This is a genomic window from Allobosea sp. TAB14 (assembly GCF_052113865.1).
GTDB lineage: Bacteria > Pseudomonadota > Alphaproteobacteria > Rhizobiales > Beijerinckiaceae > Allobosea > Allobosea spartocytisi.
This window is the reverse complement of record NZ_JBFRDQ010000018.1, coordinates 1-23,035: the sequence shown is the minus strand read 5'-3', so window position 1 is coordinate 23,035 and position 23,035 is coordinate 1. Positions and strand designations below refer to the sequence as shown.

Below are 23,035 nucleotides of genomic sequence, written 5' to 3'. Positions count from 1 at the left end.
AAAATGCTCTGGCTTGCCTCAGAGCCAGCCCATCAATTCGCGCTGCACGACTTCGGCGATGACGTCGATACCCTCGGCGGAATCGTTGAGGCAGGGCAGGTAGGCGAATTTTTCGCCGCCATTGTGCAGGAAGATCTCGCGGTTCTCGCCGTCGAGCTCCTCAAGCGTCTCCAGGCAGTCGGCCGAGAAGCCCGGCGCCACGATCGCCATCGACTTCTTCCCGGCCAGCGCCAGCGCCTTCACCGTCTCGTCGGTATAGGGCTGCAACCATTCGTCCGGCCCGAAGCGCGACTGGAAGGTCAGCGGGAAACGCTCCTCGGAGAGGCCGAGCTCGGCGCGCAGCAGCCGCCAGGTCTTCACGCATTGGCAGTAATAGGGGTCGCCCTTGAGCAGGTAGTCCTTCGGCATGCCGTGGAAGGAGCAGAGGATGACCTCCGGCTCGAAATCGAGCCTGGCCAGCGATGCCCGCATCGAGCGGGCGAGCGCGCCGATATAGGCGGGGTCGTCGTGATAGGGCGGCGAGACGCGCACCGAAGGCTGCCAGCGCATCTGCATCAGCGCGCGGAAGGCCTGGTCGCAGGCCGTGGCCGAGGTCGGCGCGGCATATTGCGGATAAAGCGGCACCAGCAGGATGCGGTCGCAGCCCTGGTCGAGCAGGGCCTTCAAACGGCTCTTCACATCGGGCAGGCCGTAGCGCATCGCCCAGTCGAAGACGACGCGCTCGCCGGCCAGCGGCTTCAGGCGCTCGGCGAGCTGCTCGGTCTGCGAGCGCGTGATGGTCTTGAGCGGGCCCTCATTGCGCTCGTTGTTCCAGATCGAGGCGTAGTCCTTGCCTTTGCGGCCCGGCCGCGTCGACAGGATGATCAGGTTGAGGATCGGCCACCATTTCCAGCGGGGTTCCTCGATGACGCGGCGGTCCGAGAGAAACTCCTTGAGATAGGCGCGCATCGGCCAGTAGCCGGTGCCTTCCGGCGTGCCGAGATTCATCAGCAGCACGCCGATGCGGCCGTATCGGGCTTGCGGGTGATCCGGCGGGAGCGGAACGGCTTCGCGGGCCGGGGCCGTGGCGATGTCAGCAGTCATGAGCGCGGGCTCTCCTTGCGCTCGTGATTTAGACGAGTTCGCGCTTTCGTCCAGCCTTGAAGAGAGGGGACGGGCCGGGTGCGACATCGCCGACAGGCAGGTCCGGGGCCGAAAGGCATCTGGTCAGCGCGGCGCGTCTCTTGCTAGTCTGGACACCTTCTCAAGAGGGGCGCCCGCCATGACAAAGCTGACACGTCGCAAAGCCCTTGGCGTTCTCGCCGCCCCTGCGGCCCTTGCCGCGACGGCGCCCGCCGCGATGGCGCAGCAGCCGGCGCCGAGCTTCACGCTGCTGCTGGTCAACGACATCTACAAGATGAGCGACGACAAGGGCCGCGGCGGCTTCGCGCGGGCCGCCGGCATCGCCAAGGCGGAGCGCGCCAAGGGCGTGCCGGTGCTGTTCTGCCATGCCGGCGACTGCTACTCGCCCTCGCTGATGTCAGGCTTCGACCAGGGCGCCCATATTGTCGCGATGCAGAACAAGATGGGGCTCGACGTCTTCGTGCCGGGCAATCACGAGTTCGATTTCGGCAAGGAAAACTATCTCAAGCTCTCCGCCGCGCAGACCTATCCGACTTTCGCCGCCAATCTGCGCGATGCGGCCGGCAACCCGCTGCCCGGCCACAAGGACAGCCAGATCTTCGAGCTCGGCGGCATCAAGGTCGGTGTCATCGGCACGGCCTATGATCCGACGCCGCAGATCTCCAATCCCGGCGACCTGAAATTCTCCTCGACCATGGAGGCGCTCAAGCGCGAGGCCAAGGCGCTGAAGGGGCAGGGCGCCGATATCCTCGTCGCCGTCGTCCATGCCGACCGGGCGATGGACAACGAGATCGTGCGCTCGCGCGTCGTCGACGTCCTGCTCACCGGCCACGACCACGACCTCGCCATCGCCTATGACGGCAAGGTGGTGATGGTGGAGTCGAACGAGGAGGGCAATTACGTCACGGCCATCGACATCGCGGTCAGCATCAAGGGCGAGGGCGCGGCGCGGCAAGTGACCTGGAGCCCGACCTTCCGGGTCAACGATTCCCGCTCGGCGACGCCGGACCCGGAGGTCGCCGCCGTCGTCAAGGGCTACGAAGGGGAACTCTCGAAGGAGCTCGACGTCGATGTCGCCAAGCTCAACGTGCCGCTCGACTCGCGCACGGGCGTCATCCGCACGCAGGAGGCGGCGATCGGCAACCTGATCGCCGATGCGATCCGGGCCGCCACCGGCGCGCAGCTCGCCATCACCAATGCCGGCGGCATCCGCGCCAACAAGCAATATGCGGCCGGCACGACGCTGACGCGGCGCGACGTGCTGAGCGAACTGCCCTTCGGCAATGCCACCGTCATGGTCGAGATCACCGGCAAGGACGTGAAGGACGCGATCGAGAACGGGCTTTCGCCGGCGCCGCAGGGCTCGGGCAAGTTTCCGGTCGTGGCGGGGCTGAAATTCGAGGCGGATATCAAGCAGCCGGTCGGCTCGCGCGTCATTGCGCTCACCCTGACCGACGGCACGCCGATCGACCCGGCCGGCAAATACACCGTCGCCTCCAACAACTTCATGCTCGAAGGCGGCGACGGCTATACCGCGCTCGGCCGCGGCAAGACGCTGATCGGCCTGACCGACGGCAAGCTGATGGCCAATGAGGTGATGGTCTATCTGCGCCGGCTCGGGACGATCGACGCCAAGGTCGAGGGGCGGGCGGTCTTGAAGTGAGCTGCAGCAAGGCGCTCGCGGCTTTCCTGGCGAGCGGGAATTCCCGGGGCTGGCGCGACCTGCCGGTCTTTGCTCCCGGTGCGGAGGCTGCACGCGCCTGCGCCGCCGTGGATGCCGAGCGGGCTGCGGGCCATGTCGTGGCGCCGGCCCCGGAACGGGTGTTCGCGGCGCTCAGCCTGACACCGCTCGACGCGGTTCGCGCCGTCATCCTCGGACAGGACCCCTATCCGACGCCCGGCCATGCCAACGGGCTCGCCTTCTCCTATGTCGGGCCGCCGCCGCTGCCGCGCTCGCTCGTCAATATCTACAAGGAGCGCGCGGAGGATCTCGGGCTACCGGCGCCGGGCGATGGTGACCTGACGCGCTGGGCGCAGCAGGGCGTGCTGCTGCTCAACACGGCGCTGACCGTGCGCGAGGGCGCGAGCAAGGCGGGTTCGCATCTTCAATTGGGCTGGGGCAAGGTCACCGACGAGATCATCGCCGCCGTCGCGCGGATGCGGCCGCATGTCGTCTTCCTGCTCTGGGGCGCGCCGGCGCAGACGAAGCGGCCGCTGATCGACGAGAGCCGGCATCTGGTCATCGCCAGCGCCCATCCGTCGCCGTTGTCGGCAAGGCGGGGATTTTTTGGGTCGAAGCCGTTCAGCCGGGCGAATGCGTGGCTGCAGGAGCAGGGGGAAAAGGCGATCGACTGGTGAAGCGTACCGCCGTCATGCTCGGGCTTGACCCGAGCATCTCGTGACGGAAAAGCGCCTTATCCTGGAAGAGATTCTCGGGCGAAGCACCGCTTCGACCCGAGAATGAGGGCGCGGACTACCCCACCGGTCGCTCGTCCGCGATGACCTTGCCGTCGTTCGGCAGGGCGCCCAGCGGCAGGATTTCGACTGCGCCCTTGAGCTTGGTCACTTGCTGCAAGGTCGAGGACATCGCGTCGACCAGCCCGGCCGGCTCGGCATAGATCTCGGCCTTCAGGGTCATGGTGTCGACCTCGTCGGCGCGGCCGACAACGAGGCGGAGCTTGGCGATCTCGGCATGGCGCCTGGCGATCTCGGCGACCTGCTCGGGGCGCACGAACATGCCCTTGATCTTCGCCGTCTGGTCGGCGCGGCCCATCCACCCTCTGATGCGGGTGTTGGTGCGTCCGCAAGCGCTGATGCCGGGCAGGACGGCGGTGAGATCGCCGACGGCCAGCCGGATCTGCGGATGATGCGGGTCGAGATTGGTGACGACGACCTCGCCGACCTCGCCCTCCGGGACAGGGTCGCCGGTGCCGGGGCGGACGATCTCGACGATCAGGTTCTCGTTGAGAACCATGCCCTCGCGGGCCGAGGTCTCATAGGCGATGACGCCGATATCGGCGGTGGCATAGAGCTGGTAGGCGTCGATGCCGCGCTCCCTGACCCAGGCCTGGAGCGAGGGCGGGAAGGCCGCGCCGGAGACGACGGCGCGCTTGATCGAGGTGATGTCGACGCCGCGGGCATCGGCGGCCTCGATCAGGATCTTGAGGAAGTCAGGCGTGCCGGCATAGGCGCTCGGGCGGTAGGCCGCGATCACCTCCATCTGCTGCTCGGTATTGCCGGGACCTGCCGGGATGACGGCGCAGCCGGCGGCACGCGCGGCCGAGTCCATGATGAAGCCGCCCGGCGTCAGATGATAGCTCAGCGTGTTCAACACGATGTCGCCCGGCCGGAAGCCGGCGGCGACAAGGCCGCGCGCGGCGCCCCAGGCGTCGCTCGCCGTGCCTTCCGGCTCGAAGATCGGGCCGGGCGAGGTGAACAGCCGCCCGAAGGAGCCGGGAGCTGAGGGGACGAGGCCGCCAAAGGGCAGGGCGGCCTTCTGCAGGGCCGGAAGATCGGCCTTGCGCAGGACCGGCAGGCGGGCCAGCGCCTTGCGGTCGGTGATCCCGGCGGGGTCGATGTCGCCGAGACGCTCGGCATAGGCCGGGGCGCGCATCGCAGCCGCGAGCAGCCCCGGCAGGCGCGCGAAGAGATCGGCCTCGCGAATCTCGGGGGGACGGGTCTCCAGATCGTCGTGATGCGCGTTCATCTGTCGGGTCCCAGGTCGTGATCTCGTTCGGGGCCGCGCCGTCAGCGGATGACGCGCAGCAGGCGCAGGAAATTGAGCAGGCCGATCAGCGCGCCGGCGACATAGGTGAGGGCCGCAGCCCGCAGCACGCCGCGGGCGGCAGGCAAGTCGCGCCGGTCGAGATAGCCGTCCCCGGCGAGGATCGGCAGCGCCTTGCCGAAGCTGGCGTCGAATTCGAGCGGCAGCGTCACCAGATGCACGACGAGCCCGATGCCGAGCAGCGCCACGGCAAGGCCGAACTGCATCAGCCCCAGGGCCGGCAGATGCGTCACCGCCGCGACCAGCGGGGCGGTGATCAGGATCGCCATGGCGACCTTGTCGACGATCCCCATCGTGCGGGCGAGCATGCTGCGGGCGGCGAGCAGAGTGCTGCCTTCCGCATGCTGGATGGCGTGACCGACCTCATGGGCGGCCACCGCAACGGCCGTGATCGAACGGCCGTCATGGTTGTCGCGCGAGAGGCGCACGGTGCGCGCCTCCGGATCGTAGTGATCGCCGCCCTCGGTGGTCTCCACCGCGACGGCGCCGAGCTGGAAGCGGTCGAGCAGATGCCGCGCCAGTTCGCCGCCGGTTCCCGGCAGGTCCGGCCGGGCCACGGCATGGCGGCTCATCTGGCTGCGGACCCAGGCTTGTGGCCCGAAGATCAGCAGGAGAACCAGCAGGGCTGCCACGGCGTAGAGCATGGTGATCGACCGTCGAACCCGTCCCGTCTCAGGAGAGCCAGCGCTTGCGGCGCTTGTAGCTCTTCACCTCGCGGAAGGACTTCTTGTCGCCTTCCGCCACGCCAAGATAGAATTCCTTCACGTCCTCGTTCTCGCGCAGCATCTTCGCGTCGCCATCCATGACGACCCGGCCGGTCTCCATGATATAGCCATAGGTGGCATAGCGCAGCGCCATATTGGTGTTCTGCTCGGCAACGAGGAAGGATACCCCTTCATCGGCGTTGAGCTGGCGCACGATCTCGAAGATCTCCTCGACGATCTGCGGGGCGAGCCCCATCGAGGGCTCGTCGAGCAGGATCATCTTGGGGTTCGACATCATCGCCCGGCCGATGGCGCACATCTGCTGTTCGCCGCCGGAGGTATAGCCGGCCTGCGAGGTCCGCCGCTGCTTCAGCCGCGGGAACAGCGTGTAGATCTTCTCGAGGTCGCGCTTGATCGCGGCATTGCCGTCGCGGCGGGTGAAGGCGCCGGTCAGCAGATTCTCCTCGATTGAGAGATGGCCGAAGCAGTGGCGGCCTTCCATGACCTGGATGCAGCCGCGCCGGACGAGCTCGTTCGGCGAAAGCTTGTCGACGCGCTCGCCGTCGAAGACGATCGAGCCCTTGGTGACCTCGCCGCGCTCGGCCTTGAGCAGGTTGGAGATCGCCTTCAGCGTCGTGGTCTTGCCGGCGCCGTTGGCGCCGAGGATCGCGACGATGCCCTGGCGCGGCACGGTGAGCGAGACGCCCTTCAGCACTAGCACGACATGGTCGTAGATGACCTCGATATTGTTGAGCGACAGGATGGTGTCGCGCGCGGTCGCTGCGGCCGGTTTTTCGAGGGTGGCGGTCGACATCTCACACTCCTTCCTTCTCCCCTCGGGGGAGAAGGTGGCCCGGCGGAGCCGGGTCGGATGAGGGACATGACGGATGAGAACGGAGCAAGTCTGCCCTCATCCGTCTGCTTCGCAGACACCTTCTCCCCGAGGGGAGAAGGAAGGCGGGGGCGGCGCGAACCGCCCCCTTTTGTCGTCAGGACGACTTCTCGCAGGACTCCGAGCGCTTCGGCCAGTTGCCGGCCTTCTCGACATAGTCCTTGGCGTTGGATTCGATGAGCGGACGGACCTCGTCCTTCATCGGCTCGACCCAGTCGGCCTTCTTGGTCCATTTGGTGCCGTCCCACTCGGAGACGAACATCTTGCTGTGGCCGGAATGGTCGGTGCAGGAGATCGTCGTCGGCGTGACGAAGCCGCCGAGCCCGATCTCCTTCAGGCGCGCCTCGGTCAGGTTGAGCGATTCCAGGCCCCGACGCATGTCCTGCGCGTCGATCACCTTCTTGCCGGTGAGCTTCTGCGCGTTGCGGACGCCCTCGACGACGAGCATCGCGTTGTAGACGCCGCGGTTGTAGAGGGCTTCGCCGACCTTCTCCTTCGGCGTCGTGCTCTTGCCCTTGTCGACCACGAATTTCAGGATGTCCTGCATCGCGGGCGCCTCGGTGCCGCTCAGCGTCCAGCTCAGCGAAGAGTAGCCCTTGGCCTGCTCGCCGCCGGCACGCGCATCGTCATCGCCGCCGGCCCACCAGACGCCGACGAACTTGTTCATCGGGAAGTTGTTCTTGGCGGCTTCCTTGACCGCGGTCGGGTTCATCGCCCCCCAGCCCTGGTTGTAGAGGAAGTCGGGCCGGTCACGGCGGATCGAGAGCCAGAGCGAGCCCTGGTTCTGCATGTCGGCCGCCGCCACCGGATAGAGCTTCAGCTCGAAGCCGTATTTCTTGGCGAGATTCTCGAGCACCGGGATCGGCTCCTTGCCGAAGGGCGCATCGAGATGGATCAGGCCGAGCTTCTTGCCCTTGAGCTTGTCGAGGCCGCCGAGCTCGGCCGCCATGTGCTTCACCATGACGGAGGCGCCGTCCCAATAGGTGAAGGGCGGGATGAAGACCCAGGGGAAGTTCGTGCCGTCGGCCGAAGCGGAGAGGCCATAGGCCATCGACAGGATCGGAATCTTGTCGACATGGGCGCGCGGGATCGCGGCGAGCGTCGCGCCGGTCGACCAGGGCGAGTAGACGATGGTGTTCTTCGCCTTGGCCTGCTCGTAGCACTCGATCGACTTCTTGGTGTCGTAGCCGGTCTCGCATTCCTCGTAGATGACCTTGACGCCGTTCACGCCGCCGTCGCGCTCGTTGATCATCGTGATGTAGTCGCGCATGCCGTCGCCGATCGGGATGCCTGAGCCCGAGAACGGGCCGGTGCGATAGGCGTTGTTGGCGAAATAGACGCTGTCCTGCGCATAACCCGGCGCGACGATGGCGGTGGCGGCCAAAAGGGCCCCGAGTCCGGCAGCTTTCATCAACTTGCTCGTCTTCATGGACTTCCTCCGTTCGTTTCCTCCGGGGCCGGTTCCAGCCGGTCCCGTCTTGCTTTTCGCCGGCGCTTCTGGCGTGCCGGTCGTTTGTTGGACTCTCTCCCGCCTCAGTACGGGAAGGGCCATGTCCGCAATTTCTGCTTGCCGATCTGCCAGAGCCTTGCGAGGCCGTGCGGCTCGACGATCAGGAAGGTGATGATCAGCGCGCCGACCAGCATGAAGGTGACGTGCTCGGCCGCGGCGCCGCCGATCGGGACGCCCAGCGCCGGCAGGCCGAATTTCAGCGCCGTCGGCAGCACCGAGAGGAAGGCCGCCCCGAAGAAGGAGCCGATCAGCGAGCCCAATCCGCCGATGATGACCATGAACAGGATGCTGAAGGACAGCCGGATCGAAAACACGTCCGCCGCCTCGCCGCCGCCGTACCAGAGGAAGATCATCATCGCGCCGGCGACCCCGGCGAAATAGGAAGAGACGGCGAAGGCCATCAGCTTGGCGTTGAGCAGCTTGATGCCCATGAGCTCCGCGGCGATGTCCATGTCGCGCACCGCCATCCAGGAGCGGCCGAGCTTGCCATGGACCAGGTTCGAGGCGAACCAGGTCAGCACCACGACCAGGCCGAGGCAGACGAAATAGCGCGTCTCCGGGGTGGCGGATGCGCCCGTGAGCGGGATATCGAAGAGGGTGCGCTGCGGCACCTCGATCGCGCCCGAAGCGTTGTAGTTGAACAGCCAGGGCACGCGCACGAAGGCCCATTGCAGGAAGAACTGCGCGGCGAGCGTCGCGACCGCGAGGTAGAAGCCCTTGATGCGCAGCGAGGGCAGGCCGAAGAGCACGCCGATGCCGGCCGAGAACGCGCCTGAGAGCAGGATCAGGACGATGATGTTCACGCCCGGGAACAGCGTCGTCAGCTTGTAGCAGCTATAGGCGCCGACCCCCATGAAGGCGGCAGTGCCAAGCGAGATCAGCCCGGTATAGCCGGTGAGGATGTTGAGCCCGATCGCCGCCAGCGAGAAGACGAGGAAGGGGATCATCACCGAAGCGATGAAGAAGTCGCTGCCGAAGAAGGGAATGGCGACGAGGGCGATCGCCAGAATGACGGCGATGCCGATCCGGTCCTCCCGGAGCGGGAAGACGCCCATATCGGCGGCGTAGGTGGATTTGTACTGGCCGGCCTCACGGTAGAGCATGGTTCCGGCTCCTCAGATGCGTTCGATGATCTTGTCGCCGAACAGGCCCTGCGGCCGGAACAGCAGGAAACCCAGGGCGATGAAATAGGCGAGCCAGCTCTCGATGCCGCCGCCGACCAGGGGACCCCAGTAGAACTCGCCGAGCTTCTCGCCGATGCCGATGATGAGGCCGCCGACGATGGCGCCGGGGATCGAGGTGAAGCCGCCGAGGATCAGCACCGGCAGCGCCTTCAGCGCCACGATCTCGAGCGCGAAGGACACGTCCGAGCGCGCCCCCCACATGATGCCGGTGATCAGCGCGACGATGCCGGCGGTGAACCAGACGATCACCCAGATCTGGTTGAGCGAGATGCCGACCGAGAGGGCAGCCTTGTGGCTGTCGGCGACGGCCCTGAGCGCCCGGCCGATGCGGGTGTACTGGAAGAAGGCGGCGAGCGCGGCGATCATCAGCGAGGCGATGACGGCGGCCGCGATGTCGATCTTCTGCAGCGAGACCAGCCCGCCGAGGATTTGCAGGTCGATCGCGCCCTTGGGCAGATAGAGCTGGTCGGCAATCATCTGCTTGGGATTGCCGCCGAAAAGCGCCTCGCCGAAGCCGATCAGGAAATAGGTGATGCCGAAGGTCGCCATGAACAGGATGATGTCGGGCTGGTTGACCAGAGGCCTGAGCACCACGCGTTCGATCGCCACGGCCAGCGCGAACATCACGCCGAGCGTGATGATGACGGCGAGAAAGGCCGGCACGCCCTTCTCGTAGAGGCCGACCAGCGTCAGCGCCGCGAACACCACCATGATGCCCTGGGCGAAGTTGAACACGCCCGAAGCCTTGAAGATCAGCACGAAGCCGAGCGCGATCAGGGCATAGAGCACGCCGGAGACGAGCCCTTCCCAGATCGTCTGCACCAGCAGGTCGGGCGCCTGGGCCATCTGCCGGAATGGGTCGACGAAGATCGCGTAGAGCGTGTTGGAGGAATCGAGCCAAATGCCGGCGGCGAGCGCCACCACGACGGCGGCCAGGAGCAGGCCGAACTTGACCAGCGGGCTGGCGAGCAGGTTCGGAGCGGGGCGGGTGGCGATGTCGCTCATGTCTCCACGCTCCTCAATGCGCCACGCCGAGATAAGCGTCGATGACCTTCTGGTCGCGCTTCACCTCGTCGGGCGTGCCGTCGGCGATCTTGCGGCCGTATTCGAGCACGACGACGCGGTCGGAGAGGTCCATGACCACCCCCATATCGTGCTCGATCAGGGCGATGGTCGTGCCGAACTGGTTGTTCACGTCGAGGATGAAGCGGCACATGTCCTCCTTCTCCTCGAGGTTCATGCCGGCCATCGGCTCGTCGAGCAGCAGCAACTCGGGCTCCATGGCGAGCGCGCGGCCCAGTTCAACACGCTTCTGCAGGCCGTAGGGCAATTTGCCGACCGGCAATTTGCGGATGTGCTCGATCTGCAGGAAGTCGATGATGTCCTCGACGACGCGGCGATGCTCGATCTCCTCGCGCAGCGCCGGGCCGTGACGCAGTGCCTGCCAGAAGAAGCCCCGCTTCATCTTGAGCGTGCGGCCGGTCATGATGTTGTCGAGCGTCGACATGCCCTTGAACAGAGCGACGTTCTGGAAGGTGCGGGCGATGCCGCCGGCGGCGGCGCGGTGCGGGCGCATCTTGGCGCGGCGCTCGCCCTTGAAGACGACGCGGCCTTCCTGCGGCTGATAGAAGCCGTTGATGCAGTTCAGCATCGAGGTCTTGCCGGCGCCGTTGGGGCCGATGATGGCGCGAATCTCGCCCTTGCGGATGTCGAAGGAGACATCGGTGATCGCCTTCACGCCGCCGAAGCGCAGCGAGATGTTCTCGACCGAGAGCAGGACTTCGCCCTTGTCGCGGAGGGGGGTGCCGGTCACGTTCATCGGTTCCGCGTTCATGCCGCCTTCGCCGTCGCCGGCGCTCCCTCGGCTGTCACGGGGTAGGTCTTGGCGTCGCGGACCTTGACGCGGGCCGAGATCACGCCCTTGCGCCCGTCCTCGAAGGTCACTTCGGTCGAGATGTCCGCCGCTTCCGAGCCGTCATAGAGCGCCGTCACCAGCGGGGCGTAGCGCTCGGCGATGAAGCCGCGCCGGACCTTCTGGGTGCGGGTCAGTTCGCCGTCGTCGGCGTCGAGTTCCTTGTGCAGGATGAGGAAGCGCCTGATCTGGGCGCCGCCCATCATCGGTTCGGAGGCGAGCGAGCGGTTCACCTCGTCTACATGCTTGGCGATCATGTCGTAGACGAGATCGTGGCCGGCGAGCTCCTGATAGGAAGCGTAGACGACGTTGTGACGCTCGGCCCAGTTGCCGACGGCGGTGAGATCGATGTTGAGCGCGACCGTGGCGTAGTCGCGGCCCTGGCCGAAGGCGACGACCTCCTTGATGTTCGGATAGAACTTCAGCTTGTTCTCGATGTATTTCGGCGGAAAAAGATCGCCGTTGTTGAGCTTGCCGACATCCTTGGCGCGGTCGATGATCTTGAGATGACCGCCCTCGTCGAAGAAGCCGGCATCGCCCGAGCGGACATAGCCGTCGGCGGTCATCGTCTCGGCGGTCTTGTCCGGGTCCTTGTAGTAGCCGCCGAAGATCGAGGGCGAGCGGTAGAGCACCTCGCCATTGTCGTCGATGCGGATCTCGACCATCGGCGCGGGCTTGCCGACGGTGTCGGCCTTGATCTCGCCATTGGGCTGCATGGTGATGTAGACCCCGGCTTCGGTCTGGCCGTAGAGCTGCTTCAGATTGACGCCGATCGAGCGGTAGAAGCGGAAGAGCTCGGGGCCGATCGCCTCGCCGGCGGTGTAGCCGACCTTGATGTTGGTCAGGCCGAAGCGGTTGCGCAGGGGGCCGTAGACCAGGATGTCGCCGAGCCTGTAGAGCAGCCGGCCCTTCAGAGGCACGCTCTCGCCATTGAGGATCTGCTCGCCATAGCGTTTCGCGACGCCGAGGAAGTAGTGGAACATCTTCCGCTTGAGGGCGCCGGCATCCTCCATGCGCACCATGGTGATGGTCAGCATGGTCTCGAAGACGCGCGGCGGCGCGAAGGCGTAGGTCGTGCCGACCTCGCGGCGGTCGTCGATGACGGTCTCGGGGCTTTCCGGGCAATTGACGCAGAAGCCGGCCAGCATCGCCTGCGCATAGGAGAAGACGTGGTCGCCGACCCAGGCGATCGGCAGATAGGCGATGACCTCGTCGCTCTCGTTCAGCCCGTCGAAGCTGCAGCCGATCTCGGCCGCGATCAGGATGTTGTAATGCGAGAGCATCACGCCCTTGGGCCGTCCGGTCGTGCCGGAGGTGTAGAGGATGATGCCGAGATCGGAGCCCTTGCCGGCTTCCATCTCGCTTTGCAGGGCGGCGGCTTGCTGCGGGTCCTTCAGCGCCTTGGCGCCCGCCTGCATCACCGCCTCGATGGCGTGGAGCTTGCTGTGGTCGTAGTCGCGCAAGCCGCGGGGCTCGTCATAGAGCATGTGTCGGAGATGCGGCAGGCGCTCGGCGATCGAGAGGATCTTGTCGACCTGCTCCTGGTCCTGCACCACGGCGAAGACCGCCTCGGCATGGTCGAGGACATAGGCCATCTCCTCGGCGACGCTGTCGGCATAAACAGGCACGGGGACGGCGCCGAGCCACTGCGCCGCGCACATCGACCAATAGAGCCTGGGCCGGTTGTAGCCGATGATGGCGACCTTCTCGCCGCGCTTCAGGCCGAGATCCTGCAAGCCCTTGGCGAAGCTGCGGACATGCTCCGCCACCTCGGCCCAGTTCCAGGACTGCCAGATGCCGAGGTCCTTGTGCCGGAAGGCGACGCGCGCGGCGCGCTCCCTGGCATTGCGCAACAGCAATTTCGGAAAGGTGTCCGCCTCAACGGCGGTGCCGCTCGCCACGATTGCGTTCTCCCTGTCGAGCCGCCATGCGTCGTGGCGACTTCCGCGGGCCGGTTTCCGGCCTCGTTCTCATGCCAGACTTGCAGGCGGCCATCATCCTTGCAAGGACCCGCTTGACAGACAATTCGCCTTTTGGTGACTATTGTCCCGCCGAAGTTTGCTTTTCACGCAGATGTGTTTCGTAGATTCTCTGCTTCGGCCCTGATTTTCCTCACGAATTCGGCAGATTGAATCGGCGGGCGGAACCGTGCCTGCGACGGTGGCGGACCGACTCATGCTTCATCATCTGTCTTTCGGCGTTGCCGATATCGAGCGTGCCTGCGCCTTCTACGATGCTGTGCTGGCGCCGCTCGGCTATGTCAGGGTCTGGCAGGATCTGCGCCCGGGCGAGACAGGGCAGGCGGTCGGCTACGGCGCTCCCGGCGGCGGCGACAGGCTGGCCCTGAAGCTGCGTCCGGACGGGCAAAGGCCGCCGGGGCCGGGGTTCCATCTCGCTTTCGCGGCGCCCGATCGCGCGGCCGTCGCTCGTTTTCACGAGGCCGCGCTCCGTCATGGCGGGCGGGACAATGGGGCGCCTGGCCTGCGCCCGCATTACGGGCCGCATTATTACGCGGCCTTCGTGGTGGATCCGGACGGCTACGCCATCGAAGCCGTCTTCAATGCGCCGGCCTGACCGGCACGCCGCCGAAACCGTCTTCGCCACGCCCCGCGCAAGAAAAAGGCCCGCCCCCCGGTCAGGGGACGGGCCTCTCAGGCTGGATGCTCAGTAGCGATAGCCGTGGTGGCGGCGATAGCCATGCGCGGGCGCCCAGGGCGGCGGGCCGCCATGGCGGCGATAGCCGTAGCCGCGGTCGTAGCCACGGCCATGGCGGAAGTGCCGCCGCTCCATGTTCCGCTGGATTTCCCAGTGGCGGTGCTCGCGGTTGTGGCGGGTGAACTCGGCCGGCAGCTTGTCGAGCTGTTCAGCCTGCGGGAGGCTCTGCGGTGCGGCGGCGCCGGCAGGGGCCGCGGCGAAGGCAGCCAGGGCCAGGCTGGCGGCAATCAGAAGCTTGCGCATCGAATATGTCCTTCTTTTGCATCGACTGAGAGGATTTGAACAGCCCGGGTTGGAACCCCGCCTGAACGGTGTGTTCTGCTGGCGTTCAGCGAGGGCGGGAGGCGCTTTTCGCCATTGCGAGGGGGTGAAGCCGCCTGTCCCTTGCCGAAGAGCTTTCGATTCTGACGGGCTGGGCGGTCAAATCCGGCCACAGGCCGAAGCCGCGTTTCAGAATCTGCGTCTGCGCCGCGGCGTATTCCGCGGCCTGCTCGTTGATGCGTTTTGCGAAGGCGTCGAAGAACCAGAACATTGTCTCAATCCTGCCGCGCCGGAGGGCGCCTCGGAAAGAGCAACGCGCGAAGCGAGATTTTGTGCCGCCAGCTTGGCAGGCGCGGCGCTGGCCGATGATCCGGCTACGCCTCGTAGCGCGCCAGCCGCTCGAGATCGATGATGGTGACGCTGCCATGGCCGAGCTCGATCAGGCCGAGCGAGGCCAGCTTCGCCAGCCCCTGATTGGCCATCTGCCGCGAGATGCCGGCGAGCATGCCGAGCTCCTCCTGTGAGACTGTGAGCGTGCGGTCGAGGTCGGGATAGAGGATCGGGTTGAACAGCCAGGCGAGGTTGCGGGCCAGCCGCCCGGTCGAATCGAGCGTGCGCTCGGTCTCGGCCAGCGAGATGAACTGGGCGAGGCGCTCGTTGAACTGGTGGACGAGGAAGCGGTTGAACGCGGCCGAATGTTCGAACAGCCAGAGGAAGGTGGAGCGGCGCATCAGGGCGATCCTGGAATCGCGCAGCGCCACCAGCTCGTAGCGGCGCGGCTCGGCCTTGATCACCGTGCCCTCGCCGAACCAGGCGCCGGCGCGCAGGCCCGCGAGCGTCGCGGTCTTGCCGGATTTGGAGGTGGTCGCCATCTTGACCAGCCCCTCGGCCACGCCTGTCCAGGATTCCAGCCGGTCGCCGACATGGCAGATCGAGGCGTTCTTGCCGTAGCTCCTGAAACTGATGCCGCGCCGCGCCTCCTCGAATTCCGCTTCCGACAGATCGCGGGACCAGGAGGCGATGGCGCGCAGCTCTTCGGGGGCGATCAAGGTGGCGGTTATCCGGGTTGGCGGGGGCAGACTTCGGGCAGCGTGGCGTCATTCTCGGGCGAAGCGGAGCGTAGACCCGAGAATCTCCTTCAGGAAGGGGCTCCAGAGCCTGCTTGTCACGAGATGCTCGGGTCAAGCCCGAGCATGACGGCACAGAGCGTTGCCGGCTATTCCGCCGCCTGCGGCAAGGCCGCGGGCAGCCCCTCACGCAACTGCCCCAGCAACATCGCCTCCTCGGCCTTCGCCGCCTTCAGGTGCCGCTCCTTGACGTGGCCGAAGCCGCGGATCTTCTCCGGGATCGCCGCGAGCGCCACGCAGAGCGCGTGGTTCTCCGGCGAAAGCCGGGTCAAGATCTCGTTCAGCAGCGCCTCGTAATCGGCGATCAGCCGGCGCTCGGTGCGGCGTTCCTGCGTGTAGCCGAAGAGGTCGAAGGCGGTGCCGCGCAGGCCCTTGAATTTCGCCAGCAGCGAGAAGGCCCCCATCATCCACGGCCCGAAGCTCATCTTGCGCGGCAGGCCGGTGTTCGGATCGGTCCGGGCCAGCAGCGGCGGGGCGAGGTGGAATTCGTAGCGCAGCGCTTTGCCATCCTTGCCGTCGGCCTCGAAGGTCGCGGCGAGCTGCTGGCGGAAGGCGCCGTCGCTGTAGAGGCGCGCGACCTCGTATTCGTCCTTATAGGCCATCAGCTTGAAGAGATTGCGTGCGACCGCCTCGCTCAGAGCCGTCTGGCCGGGCGAGACGGCCGCTTCCTTCGTCTGCACGCGCGCGACGAGATGGCGGTAGCGGGCGCCATAGGCGGTGTTCTGGTAGGCGGTGAGATAGGCGACGCGGCGGGCGATGATCTCGTCGAGCGTCTCCGAGAGATGGCGGGCGGCTGTCGGCGCCTTGGCCTGGGCCAGCAGCGCGTCGAGCGCGGCCGGATCATGCGCGGCGCGGCGGCCGAGCTCGAAGGCCTCGAGATTCATCGCCACGGCCTCGCCGTTGAGCGTGATCGCCCGGCGCAGCGCCGCGCGCGACAAGGGCACGGCGCCGAGCTGCCAAGCATGGCCGAGCATCAGCATATTGGCCGCGATGGCATTGCCGAGGAAGGCGACGGCTGTCGCGGTCGCGTCGAGGAAGCGGGTGTTGTTGCGGCCCGCCGCCGAGAGGATCGCGCGCTTCAGCCTTTCGGTCGGGAGCGAGAAGTCGGCATTGCGCGTGAAATCGCCCGGCAGGCTCTCGGCGGTGTTGACGATGACCATGCCGCCTTCGGGTCGGATCGCGCCGAGCACCTTCTTCGAGCCGGTGACGGTCAGGTCGCAGCCCAGAACGAGATCGGCTTGTCCGGCCGTGACGCGGATGGCGTGGATGTCCTCGGGTCTCGGCGCGAGCTTGACGTGGCTGAAAACGGCGCCGCCCTTCTGGGCGAGGCCGGCCATGTCGATCATGCCGCAGCCCTTGTCCTCGAGATGGGCGGCCATGCCGAGGATCGCGCCGATGGTGACGACGCCGGTGCCGCCGACGCCGGTGACGATCACGGCGAAGCTGCGGTCGAGCGCCGGCACCGCGGGCTCGGGGATATCGGCCTCGCCCAGCGCCTGCGCATCGAGACGCATCGGCTCCGCCTTCTTCGGGCGGGCGCCGTGGACCGTTACGAAGGACGGGCAGAAGCCCTTCACGCAGGAGAAATCCTTGTTGCAGTTGGACTGGTCGATCTGGCGCTTGCGGCCGAACTCGGTCTCGAGCGGCTGCACCGAGACGCAGTTCGACTGCACGCCGCAATCGCCGCAGCCCTCGCAGACCAGCTCGTTGATGACGACGCGCTTGTCGGGGTCAGGATAGGCTCCGCGCTTGCGGCGGCGGCGCTTCTCGGTGGCGCAGGTCTGGTCGTAGAGCAGCAGCGAGACACCAGAGGTTCCGGCGAGCTCGCGCTGGACGGCGTCGAGCTCCTCGCGATGGTGCAGCGTCGTGCCGGCCGGCCATTGCGTGCCGGGCGGATATTTGCCGGGGTCGTCGCTGACCACGGCGATGCGCTTCACGCCCTCGGCCGCGACCTGCCTTGCCATCTGGTCGGGCGAGAGATGGCCTTCCGCCTGCTGGCCGCCGGTCATGGCGACGGCGTCGTTGTAGAGCAGCTTGTAGGTGATGGTGACGCCGCTCGCGACCGCCCAGCGGATCGCGAGCGAGCCGGAATGGGTATAGGTGCCGTCGCCGAGATTCTGGAAGACGTGGCCGCGCGTCGAGAACGGCGCCTCGCCGATCCAGTTCGCCCCTTCGCCGCCCATCTGGGTAAAGCCGGCGGTGTCGCGGTCCATCCACTGCACCATGTAGTGGCAGCCGATGCCGGCATAGGCGCGCGAACCCTCGGGCACGACGGTCGAGGAGTTGTGCGGGCAGCCCGAGCAGAAATAGGGCGTGCGCTTCGCGATCTCCTGCGCCTCGGCGAGCCTGCCTTGCGCCTTGGCGATCTCCTCCAGCCGGGCGCGCAGGGCGGGATCGTCGCGGTATTGCAGCAGGCGGCCGCCCAGCGCGATGGCGATGTCGTTGGGGTCGAGCGCGCCATGGACGGGGAAGAGCCAGTCGCCCCTCTCGTCCTTCTTGCCGATCACCATCGGCTGATGCGCCGCGCCGTAAAGCTCCTCGCGGACCTGGACCTCGATCAGGGAGCGCTTCTCCTCGACGACCATGATCAGGTCGAGGCCCTCCGCGAAGGATTTCAGCTCGGCCGGGTCGATCGGCCAGGGACAGGCGAGCTTGAACAGGCGGATGCCGAGATCATTGGCGCGGACCTCGTCGATGCCGAGGTCCTCCAGCGCCTGGCGCACGTCGAGATAGGATTTGCCGACGGTGGCGATGCCGATGCGCGGCTCCCGGCCGCCATGGGTGACGATGCGGTTGAGGCGGTTGGCGCGCAGATAGGCCAGCATCGCGTCACGCTTGTAGAGATGCAGGCGTCGCTCCTGCTCGACGAAGTCGAGCTCGCGGCGGATGGCGAGGCCGCCCGGCGGCGGGGTGTAGTCCGTTGGCGTCACGATCGAGACGCGGTCGAGCGAACCGTCGATCGAGGCGGTCGATTCGATGTTGTCCTTGACGCATTTGATGCCGACCCAGACCGAGGCGAAGCGCGAGAGCGCGATGCCGTGCAGGCCGTAATCGATGATCTCCTGCACGCCGGCCGGGTTCAGGATCGGCATCATCCGGTCGACCAGGACGAATTCGGTCTGGTGGGCGTTGGTCGAGGATTCCGCCGTGTGGTCGTCGCCCATCAGGCAGATCACGCCGCCATGGGGCGAGGTGCCGGCCATGTTGCCGTGGCGGAAGACGTCGCCCGAGCGGTCGACGCCCGGCCCCTTGCCGTACCAGAGCGCGAAGACGCCGTCATATTTGCCTTCGCCCTGCAGTTCGGCCTGCTGCGTGCCCCAAACGGCGGTCGCGGCGAGGTCTTCGTTCAAGCCGAACTGGAAGACGATGTTGGCCTCGGTCAGGGCCTTGCCGGCGCGCATGAGCTGCTGGTCGAGCCCGCCGAGCGGCGAGCCGCGATAGCCCGAGACGAAGCCGGCGGTGTTGAGCCCCGCCAACCGGTCGCGCTCGTGCTGCATCAGCAGCATGCGGGCGACGGCCTGCGTGCCGGTGAGGAAGATGTCCCGCTTGGAGAGATCGTATTTGTCGTCGAGCGTGACGGAGCGAAGCGTGCCCGCATCGACGCTGGAATCGCGCATTGGCTCAGTCATGCCGGCCTCCCGATCGTCGTTCCCGCGGGCCGGTTGATCCGGCCTCTCGACCTGTCTCGATGCAAGATATGTCAGCAAGGCTGACATATGGCCCAAAGGAGGTCAATCACATTGGCATTGTTCCAGTTTTTGCGAGGAGGTCCAGTCTTGCCGGCATGGGCAGCCTTGCGCGAAATGCCTGCGCCGCGATTTGGCCCCGATTCGCGGCGAAGGCTGCGACGGCCCGGTCGCAAAATCGTTGCGGGCCGGCCTTATCGCCCTCGGCTCCGGATCTGCGGAGGATACCGTTCTTGACGGGACGCGCGCTTCTTACGGCCTTGCCGGCCGCCACCCTGCTCGCCGCCTGCCTGGCGGGACCGGCGCAGGCGCATCCGCATGTCTGGGTGAAGGCCAAGGCCGAGATCCTGTTCGCGCCGGACGGGACGGTGAGAGCGATCCGGCAGCACTGGAGCTTCGACGAGGCCTATTCGGCCTATATCACTCAGGGCCTCGACAAGAACGGGGACGGCAAGCTGACACCGGACGAGCTGGCGGACCTCGCCAAGGTGAATATGGATTCGCTGCCCGATGTCGAGTTCTTCACCATCGTCAAGGTCAATGGCCGCAAGCAGGAATTCGGCACGCCGACCGATGCCGGGCTCATCTTCGAGAACAAGATCCTGACATTGAACTACACGCTGCCGCTGAAGCATCCGCCGCCGAAGAGCCGCTCTTTCGGCATCGAGGTCGGCGACCCCACCTATTTCGTCGCCTTCGAGATCGTGGACGCGCCGGACGCCGTGGTGACGCGCGACGCACCGGCCGGCTGCATCGTCAGGGTCAATCGCCCGCCTAAGCTCGCAGACGATGTGGCGCAGAAGCTGGCGCAGGAGGACATCACGGCGACGCCCGACATGAGCGGCTACGAGGTCACGACGCGGGCGTTGGTGGCATGTCCCTGACGACTCCCCTCAGCCCTCGTCCCGAAGAGCAGCGCTCTTCGGGCGCTCCTCAGGTCGAGGGCTCGCAAGTGGCGAAGTCGCTGTTGTGGCGCATCGTCGTCGCCGCGCTGGCGTTGGCGCTGGTCGCCGCCGCGCTCGGCCTGTTGGCCTGGGTCATCTCGCTCTGGAGCCCGCCGGCCCCGCCGCCGCCGCGCAATCCGTTCGGGACCGCGCTGCCGCGCGAGGCGCTGCCCTCGACGACGGGCTTCGGCGCCGTGCTGATCGCCTGGCAGTCGAGCTTCTATCGCGAGCTGACCGCGACGCTGAAGGCGATCGCGCAGACGCCGACGGCGGTCTGGGGGCTGCTCGGCCTGTCCTTCGGCTACGGCGTCTTCCATGCGGCCGGGCCCGGCCACGGCAAGGCGGTGATCTCCGGCTATATCGTCGCCGACAACCGCAGCCTGAAGCGCGGGCTCTCGCTCAGCTTCGCCGCCGCGATCCTGCAGGCGCTCGTCGCCATCGCCCTCGTCTCGGTCGCGACGCTGATCTTCCGCACCACCGCCGTCAAAATGAACATGGCGACCAGCGCCATCGAGCAGGGCAGCTTCCTGCTCGTCGCGCTGGTCGGCCTGCTCGTGCTCTGGCGCAAGGCGGGCAGTTTCCTGGCGCTCGGGCAGGGGGCCGCCGCTCACGATGCGTCCTGCGACCACGTGCATATGCCGGATGCGCAGCAGGTCGCGCGGCTTCGGGACTGGCGCGACATGGCCGGCGTCGTCCTCGCCGCGGGCCTGAGGCCCTGCGCGGGAGCGCTGATCATCCTCGTCTTCGCCGCCTCGCAGGGGCTCTACTGGGCGGGCATCGCCGCCGCCTTCGCCATGGCGCTGGGCACCGCGATCACGACAGGGGCGCTGGCGGCGCTCGCCGTCTTCTTCAAATTCGCGGCGCTGAAATTCGCCAGCGGGGGCAGCTTGCGGGCGGTGCGACTGCTGGCAGGGCTGGAACTTGTGGCGGCCGCCTTCATCGTGGTGCTCGGCGCCGCGCTCTCGCTCGGCCTGTGGATCGGCGGGATGGGAAGCTGAGGCTCAGCTCCGCAGCGGATCGTTCTCCAGCAGGATCGGCTTGCCATGCGGCGTCGCCTCGGCGGCCCGCGCCCAGGAGGCGGCGAGCGCGTCGACGCCAGCATGCGAGGCGAGGCCCTTTTCGATCAGCAGATGTTCCAGCGCCTCGCACCAGCGCTCGTAATAATCCGAGCCGTCGCGACAGCCGCCCGCAGCCAAGGCCTCGCGGATCTCGGCACCCAGCGCCTGCGCCCATTCATCCGCCGTGAAGACGCCCCGGTTCTGCAGGGCGACGACCAGCGCGAAGGCCTGCGCCTGCCAGGGCTCGGCGAAGACCGGCCCCTCGGCATCGCGCGGGATCGGCGTGTCCGCGGCGAGCGCCGCCGCTAGATCGGTCTCAGGCCGGCTCAAGATAGCTCTCCCAGGCCTCGATGCTGACGGTGGAGGTCGGGTCGGCGTCGCGGCCCCAGAGTTCCGGGCCGGCGAAGACGACGGTGTAAAGCCATTGGGCCGTCTCCGGCAGGCCCTGCGAGCCGGTATCCGGGAAGACATGGCAGCCGGTGACGCGCTCGATCACGCCCTGCTTGCCGCGGGCATAGCGCGGCAGCCGCGTATGGTGCTGCGGATGCATGACGATGGTGCGGACGGTGTCGCCAACGGCAAAGCGGGCAGGGGCTTTGGCTTCGCGCTCATAAGGGAAGCCGCGCCTGAGCACCGCCGGCACCTCCTCGCCCTTGAGCACGCGCTTCGGTTCACGGCGCCCGGGCGCGGGCTTGCCGGAGAGGAGCTCGGCCGAGGTCAGGAAGCCGTGCTTGACCAGTACTTTGTCGAGCGCGGCGAGCCAGATCTCGTAATAGCTCGCCGAGAGATATTGAGCCGGCGGCAGGCTCTCGCGATGATGACGCATCTCGTCGATGCTCCAGGCGCCCATCGCACCGGCCGCGACATTGATCGCGAGCACGCGCTTTTCCCAATCGCCGTGGAAGACCGGCTCGTCCGGCTCCGGCACGACGGGGCCGAAACCCATCTGGCCGCCGAGGTCGTGGGCGCTGTTCATCTTGCGTCCTCCGCGGCGTCCTCCACATGCGGCAGGCCGGTGCCGATCATCGAATCGCGCGAGACGATGCTCGCCAGCTTCTCCTCGCTCCAGCCTTCGGTGCCGGCCGGACGCATCGGGATGACGATGAAGCGGGTTTCGGCGGTGGAATCCCAGACGCGGATGCGCTGGCCCTCCGGCAGCGTCACGCCGAAATCGGCGAGTGTGCCGCGCGGATCGATCACCGCCTTGGCGCGGTAGGGCGGGGATTTGTACCAGACCGGCGGCAGCCCCAGCACCGGCCACGGATAGCAGGAGCAGAGCGTGCAGACGACGAGGTTGTGCTCCTCCGGCGTGTTGAAACAGGCGACGATATGCTCGCCGCCGCGCCCGCCATAGCCGAGCTCGGCCACCGCCGCGGTGCCGTCGACCTTGAGCCGCTCGGCATAGGCCGGGTCGGTCCAGGCCTTGGCGACGACCTGGGCGCCGTTGCGCGGGCCGACCCTGGTTTCGTAGGTATCGACGATGGCGTCGAGTGCGGCCGGATCGACATAGCCCTTCTCGACCATCAGCGTCTCCAGCGCCTTCACCCGCGCCTCGATGGCGGTGAAGTGGTTGTCGTGATCGTGGTCGTGGTCGTGATGGTGTCCGCTCATCCGGGGCCTCCTCTCAGGCGATCCTGACGCGCGTGGCGCGCTCATAGGCGACGGCGAAGGCGATCAGCGACTTGTCCGAGCCTTTCGGCCCGATCAGCGACAGGCCGAGCGGCGCGCCTTCGCGCTGCGCCACAGGAATCGTCACTTGCGGGAAGCCCGACAGGCCGGACAGGCAGAGCAGCCTCAGCGCCCGGTTGCGGAAATCCTCCAGCTCGGGCTCCTCGGCGCTGACCAGTGGCGCGATGTCCGGCACGGTCGGCAGGATCAGCACGCCGTCCTGGCCGAGCAGGCGGGCGAGCCGCGCCCGGAAGGTCTTTCGCGTCGCCTCGCCCTTGGCGTATTCGGCATCCGTCACGGTTTTCGAGAAGGCGAAGCGCTCCTTCACGCCCGGCCCCAGCGGCGGGGCGAAGCGCTCGATCATGGCCCCGTCGGAGGCCCAGGCCTCGCGGCCCTGGATCCAGCGGAAGGCCCAGTAGAGCGCGTCGATGTCGCGCACGAGCTTGACGCTTTCCGGCTGGCCGACGC

22 protein-coding genes are annotated in these 23,035 nt (G+C 67.1%); 5 read left to right on the top strand and 17 right to left on the bottom strand.

All coding sequences use genetic code 11. The annotated features are described in order from the left end of the window. Nucleotides 1-18: 18 nt before the first annotated feature. Nucleotides 19-1,083: a ferrochelatase gene (gene hemH / locus AB4Y99_RS04490; protein WP_441522519.1), complete on the bottom strand. Its 1,065-nt coding sequence runs from the start codon at nt 1,081-1,083 to the stop codon at nt 19-21. A gap of 178 nt (nt 1,084-1,261) precedes the next feature. On the opposite strand from hemH, the gene AB4Y99_RS04485 reads away from it, so the two are divergent. Continuing rightward, nucleotides 1,262-2,785: a bifunctional metallophosphatase/5'-nucleotidase gene (locus AB4Y99_RS04485; RefSeq protein WP_441522518.1), complete on the top strand. Its 1,524-nt coding sequence runs from the start codon at nt 1,262-1,264 to the stop codon at nt 2,783-2,785. Next, nucleotides 2,782-3,480 carry a uracil-DNA glycosylase gene (ung, locus tag AB4Y99_RS04480; RefSeq protein ID WP_441522517.1) on the top strand — a complete coding sequence of 233 codons (699 nt, stop codon included), beginning with the start codon at nt 2,782-2,784 and terminating at the stop codon, nt 3,478-3,480. The genes AB4Y99_RS04485 and ung overlap by 4 nt, the downstream gene beginning before the upstream one ends. Before the next feature lie 115 nt (nt 3,481-3,595). Here the strand turns inward: ung and AB4Y99_RS04475 are convergent, their stop codons facing one another. From AB4Y99_RS04475 to AB4Y99_RS04440, 8 genes are all read right to left on the bottom strand, one after another. Beyond that, on the bottom strand, nt 3,596-4,828 hold the full coding sequence (locus AB4Y99_RS04475) for a phenylacetate--CoA ligase family protein (RefSeq protein WP_441522516.1): 1,233 nt from the start codon (nt 4,826-4,828) through the stop codon (nt 3,596-3,598). A 41-nt stretch (nt 4,829-4,869) separates the two neighbouring features. Continuing rightward, entirely contained in the window at nt 4,870-5,550 is a 681-nt protein-coding gene (locus AB4Y99_RS04470; protein WP_191124131.1) for a zinc metallopeptidase, read from the bottom strand. Between the two features lie 28 nt (nt 5,551-5,578). Further along, nucleotides 5,579-6,424 carry an ABC transporter ATP-binding protein gene (locus AB4Y99_RS04465; RefSeq protein WP_038362855.1) on the bottom strand — a complete coding sequence of 282 codons (846 nt, stop codon included), beginning with the start codon at nt 6,422-6,424 and terminating at the stop codon, nt 5,579-5,581. A gap of 175 nt (nt 6,425-6,599) precedes the next feature. Beyond that, on the bottom strand, nt 6,600-7,931 hold the full coding sequence (locus AB4Y99_RS04460; protein ID WP_112761718.1) for an ABC transporter substrate-binding protein: 1,332 nt from the start codon (nt 7,929-7,931) through the stop codon (nt 6,600-6,602). Nucleotides 7,932-8,035: 104 nt separating this feature from the next. Continuing rightward, nucleotides 8,036-9,115, bottom strand: coding sequence for a branched-chain amino acid ABC transporter permease (locus AB4Y99_RS04455; RefSeq protein WP_441522515.1), 1,080 nt, complete (start codon nt 9,113-9,115; stop codon nt 8,036-8,038). A 12-nt stretch (nt 9,116-9,127) separates the two neighbouring features. Further along, complete coding sequence (locus AB4Y99_RS04450; RefSeq protein WP_051988150.1) at nt 9,128-10,042, bottom strand: branched-chain amino acid ABC transporter permease; 915 nt, start codon at nt 10,040-10,042, stop codon at nt 9,128-9,130. 172 nt (nt 10,043-10,214) lie between these two features. Continuing rightward, nucleotides 10,215-11,030: an ABC transporter ATP-binding protein gene (locus AB4Y99_RS04445; protein WP_112761720.1), complete on the bottom strand. Its 816-nt coding sequence runs from the start codon at nt 11,028-11,030 to the stop codon at nt 10,215-10,217. Further along, nucleotides 11,027-13,009: an AMP-dependent synthetase/ligase gene (locus AB4Y99_RS04440; protein ID WP_441522514.1), complete on the bottom strand. Its 1,983-nt coding sequence runs from the start codon at nt 13,007-13,009 to the stop codon at nt 11,027-11,029. Before AB4Y99_RS04440 ends, AB4Y99_RS04445 begins: the two co-directional genes overlap by 4 nt. Before the next feature lie 274 nt (nt 13,010-13,283). Between AB4Y99_RS04440 and AB4Y99_RS04435 the strand changes: the two genes are divergently transcribed. Then, nucleotides 13,284-13,682, top strand: a complete 399-nt coding sequence (locus AB4Y99_RS04435; protein WP_441522513.1) for a VOC family protein — start codon at nt 13,284-13,286, stop codon at nt 13,680-13,682. Nucleotides 13,683-13,772: 90 nt separating this feature from the next. On the opposite strand, the gene AB4Y99_RS04430 is transcribed toward AB4Y99_RS04435, so the two are convergent. The 4 genes from AB4Y99_RS04430 to AB4Y99_RS04415 all read right to left on the bottom strand — a co-directional run bounded on the left by AB4Y99_RS04430 (nt 13,773) and on the right by AB4Y99_RS04415 (nt 18,840). Further along, a complete protein-coding gene (locus AB4Y99_RS04430) occupies nt 13,773-14,066 on the bottom strand; it encodes a hypothetical protein (RefSeq protein WP_038362860.1) in 294 nt (97 codons plus the stop codon). A gap of 85 nt (nt 14,067-14,151) precedes the next feature. Continuing rightward, nucleotides 14,152-14,355 (bottom strand): hypothetical protein, encoded by a 204-nt coding sequence (locus AB4Y99_RS04425; RefSeq protein ID WP_441522512.1) that lies wholly within the window; start codon nt 14,353-14,355, stop codon nt 14,152-14,154. A gap of 103 nt (nt 14,356-14,458) precedes the next feature. Beyond that, nucleotides 14,459-15,133 (bottom strand): Crp/Fnr family transcriptional regulator, encoded by a 675-nt coding sequence (locus AB4Y99_RS04420; protein WP_038362863.1) that lies wholly within the window; start codon nt 15,131-15,133, stop codon nt 14,459-14,461. Between the two features lie 167 nt (nt 15,134-15,300). Further along, complete coding sequence (locus tag AB4Y99_RS04415) at nt 15,301-18,840, bottom strand: indolepyruvate ferredoxin oxidoreductase family protein (RefSeq protein ID WP_441522511.1); 3,540 nt, start codon at nt 18,838-18,840, stop codon at nt 15,301-15,303. A 290-nt stretch (nt 18,841-19,130) separates the two neighbouring features. Between AB4Y99_RS04415 and AB4Y99_RS04410 the strand changes: the two genes are divergently transcribed. Further along, complete coding sequence (locus AB4Y99_RS04410) at nt 19,131-19,781, top strand: DUF1007 family protein (RefSeq protein ID WP_441522510.1); 651 nt, start codon at nt 19,131-19,133, stop codon at nt 19,779-19,781. Further along, nucleotides 19,772-20,839 (top strand): nickel/cobalt transporter, encoded by a 1,068-nt coding sequence (locus AB4Y99_RS04405; RefSeq protein ID WP_441522509.1) that lies wholly within the window; start codon nt 19,772-19,774, stop codon nt 20,837-20,839. Before AB4Y99_RS04410 ends, AB4Y99_RS04405 begins: the two co-directional genes overlap by 10 nt. A gap of 3 nt (nt 20,840-20,842) precedes the next feature. On the opposite strand, the gene AB4Y99_RS04400 is transcribed toward AB4Y99_RS04405, so the two are convergent. The 4 genes from AB4Y99_RS04400 to AB4Y99_RS04385 form a co-directional block, all read right to left on the bottom strand. Further along, on the bottom strand, nt 20,843-21,229 hold the full coding sequence (locus AB4Y99_RS04400) for a nitrile hydratase accessory protein (protein ID WP_370955642.1): 387 nt from the start codon (nt 21,227-21,229) through the stop codon (nt 20,843-20,845). Then, on the bottom strand, nt 21,216-21,875 hold the full coding sequence (nthB, locus tag AB4Y99_RS04395; protein WP_441522508.1) for a nitrile hydratase subunit beta: 660 nt from the start codon (nt 21,873-21,875) through the stop codon (nt 21,216-21,218). The genes AB4Y99_RS04400 and nthB overlap by 14 nt, the downstream gene beginning before the upstream one ends. Then, a complete protein-coding gene (gene nthA, locus AB4Y99_RS04390) occupies nt 21,872-22,510 on the bottom strand; it encodes a nitrile hydratase subunit alpha (protein ID WP_112761728.1) in 639 nt (212 codons plus the stop codon). Before nthA ends, nthB begins: the two co-directional genes overlap by 4 nt. A gap of 13 nt (nt 22,511-22,523) precedes the next feature. After that, nucleotides 22,524-23,035 (bottom strand): amidase family protein (locus AB4Y99_RS04385; protein WP_441522507.1); only part of this gene is annotated, 512 nt, incomplete at its 5' end.

What these genes read in the sequence shown, in the direction of transcription:
- hemH (WP_441522519.1), bottom strand. Translation starts at nt 1,083, where the DNA reads ATGACTGCTGACATCGCCACGGCCCCGGCCCGCGAAGCCGTTCCGCTC.
- AB4Y99_RS04485 (WP_441522518.1), top strand. Translation starts at nt 1,262, where the DNA reads ATGACAAAGCTGACACGTCGCAAAGCCCTTGGCGTTCTCGCCGCCCCT.
- AB4Y99_RS04475 (WP_441522516.1), bottom strand. Translation starts at nt 4,828, where the DNA reads ATGAACGCGCATCACGACGATCTGGAGACCCGTCCCCCCGAGATTCGC.
- AB4Y99_RS04470 (WP_191124131.1), bottom strand. Translation starts at nt 5,550, where the DNA reads ATGCTCTACGCCGTGGCAGCCCTGCTGGTTCTCCTGCTGATCTTCGGG.
- AB4Y99_RS04465 (WP_038362855.1), bottom strand. Translation starts at nt 6,424, where the DNA reads ATGTCGACCGCCACCCTCGAAAAACCGGCCGCAGCGACCGCGCGCGAC.
- AB4Y99_RS04460 (WP_112761718.1), bottom strand. Translation starts at nt 7,931, where the DNA reads ATGAAGACGAGCAAGTTGATGAAAGCTGCCGGACTCGGGGCCCTTTTG.
- AB4Y99_RS04455 (WP_441522515.1), bottom strand. Translation starts at nt 9,115, where the DNA reads ATGCTCTACCGTGAGGCCGGCCAGTACAAATCCACCTACGCCGCCGAT.
- AB4Y99_RS04450 (WP_051988150.1), bottom strand. Translation starts at nt 10,042, where the DNA reads ATGGCCCAGGCGCCCGACCTGCTGGTGCAGACGATCTGGGAAGGGCTC.
- AB4Y99_RS04445 (WP_112761720.1), bottom strand. Translation starts at nt 11,030, where the DNA reads ATGAACGCGGAACCGATGAACGTGACCGGCACCCCCCTCCGCGACAAG.
- AB4Y99_RS04435 (WP_441522513.1), top strand. Translation starts at nt 13,284, where the DNA reads ATGCTTCATCATCTGTCTTTCGGCGTTGCCGATATCGAGCGTGCCTGC.
- AB4Y99_RS04430 (WP_038362860.1), bottom strand. Translation starts at nt 14,066, where the DNA reads ATGCGCAAGCTTCTGATTGCCGCCAGCCTGGCCCTGGCTGCCTTCGCC.
- AB4Y99_RS04425 (WP_441522512.1), bottom strand. Translation starts at nt 14,355, where the DNA reads ATGTTCTGGTTCTTCGACGCCTTCGCAAAACGCATCAACGAGCAGGCC.
- AB4Y99_RS04415 (WP_441522511.1), bottom strand. Translation starts at nt 18,840, where the DNA reads ATGACTGAGCCAATGCGCGATTCCAGCGTCGATGCGGGCACGCTTCGC.
- AB4Y99_RS04405 (WP_441522509.1), top strand. Translation starts at nt 19,772, where the DNA reads ATGTCCCTGACGACTCCCCTCAGCCCTCGTCCCGAAGAGCAGCGCTCT.
- nthB (WP_441522508.1), bottom strand. Translation starts at nt 21,875, where the DNA reads ATGAACAGCGCCCACGACCTCGGCGGCCAGATGGGTTTCGGCCCCGTC.
- nthA (WP_112761728.1), bottom strand. Translation starts at nt 22,510, where the DNA reads ATGAGCGGACACCATCACGACCACGACCACGATCACGACAACCACTTC.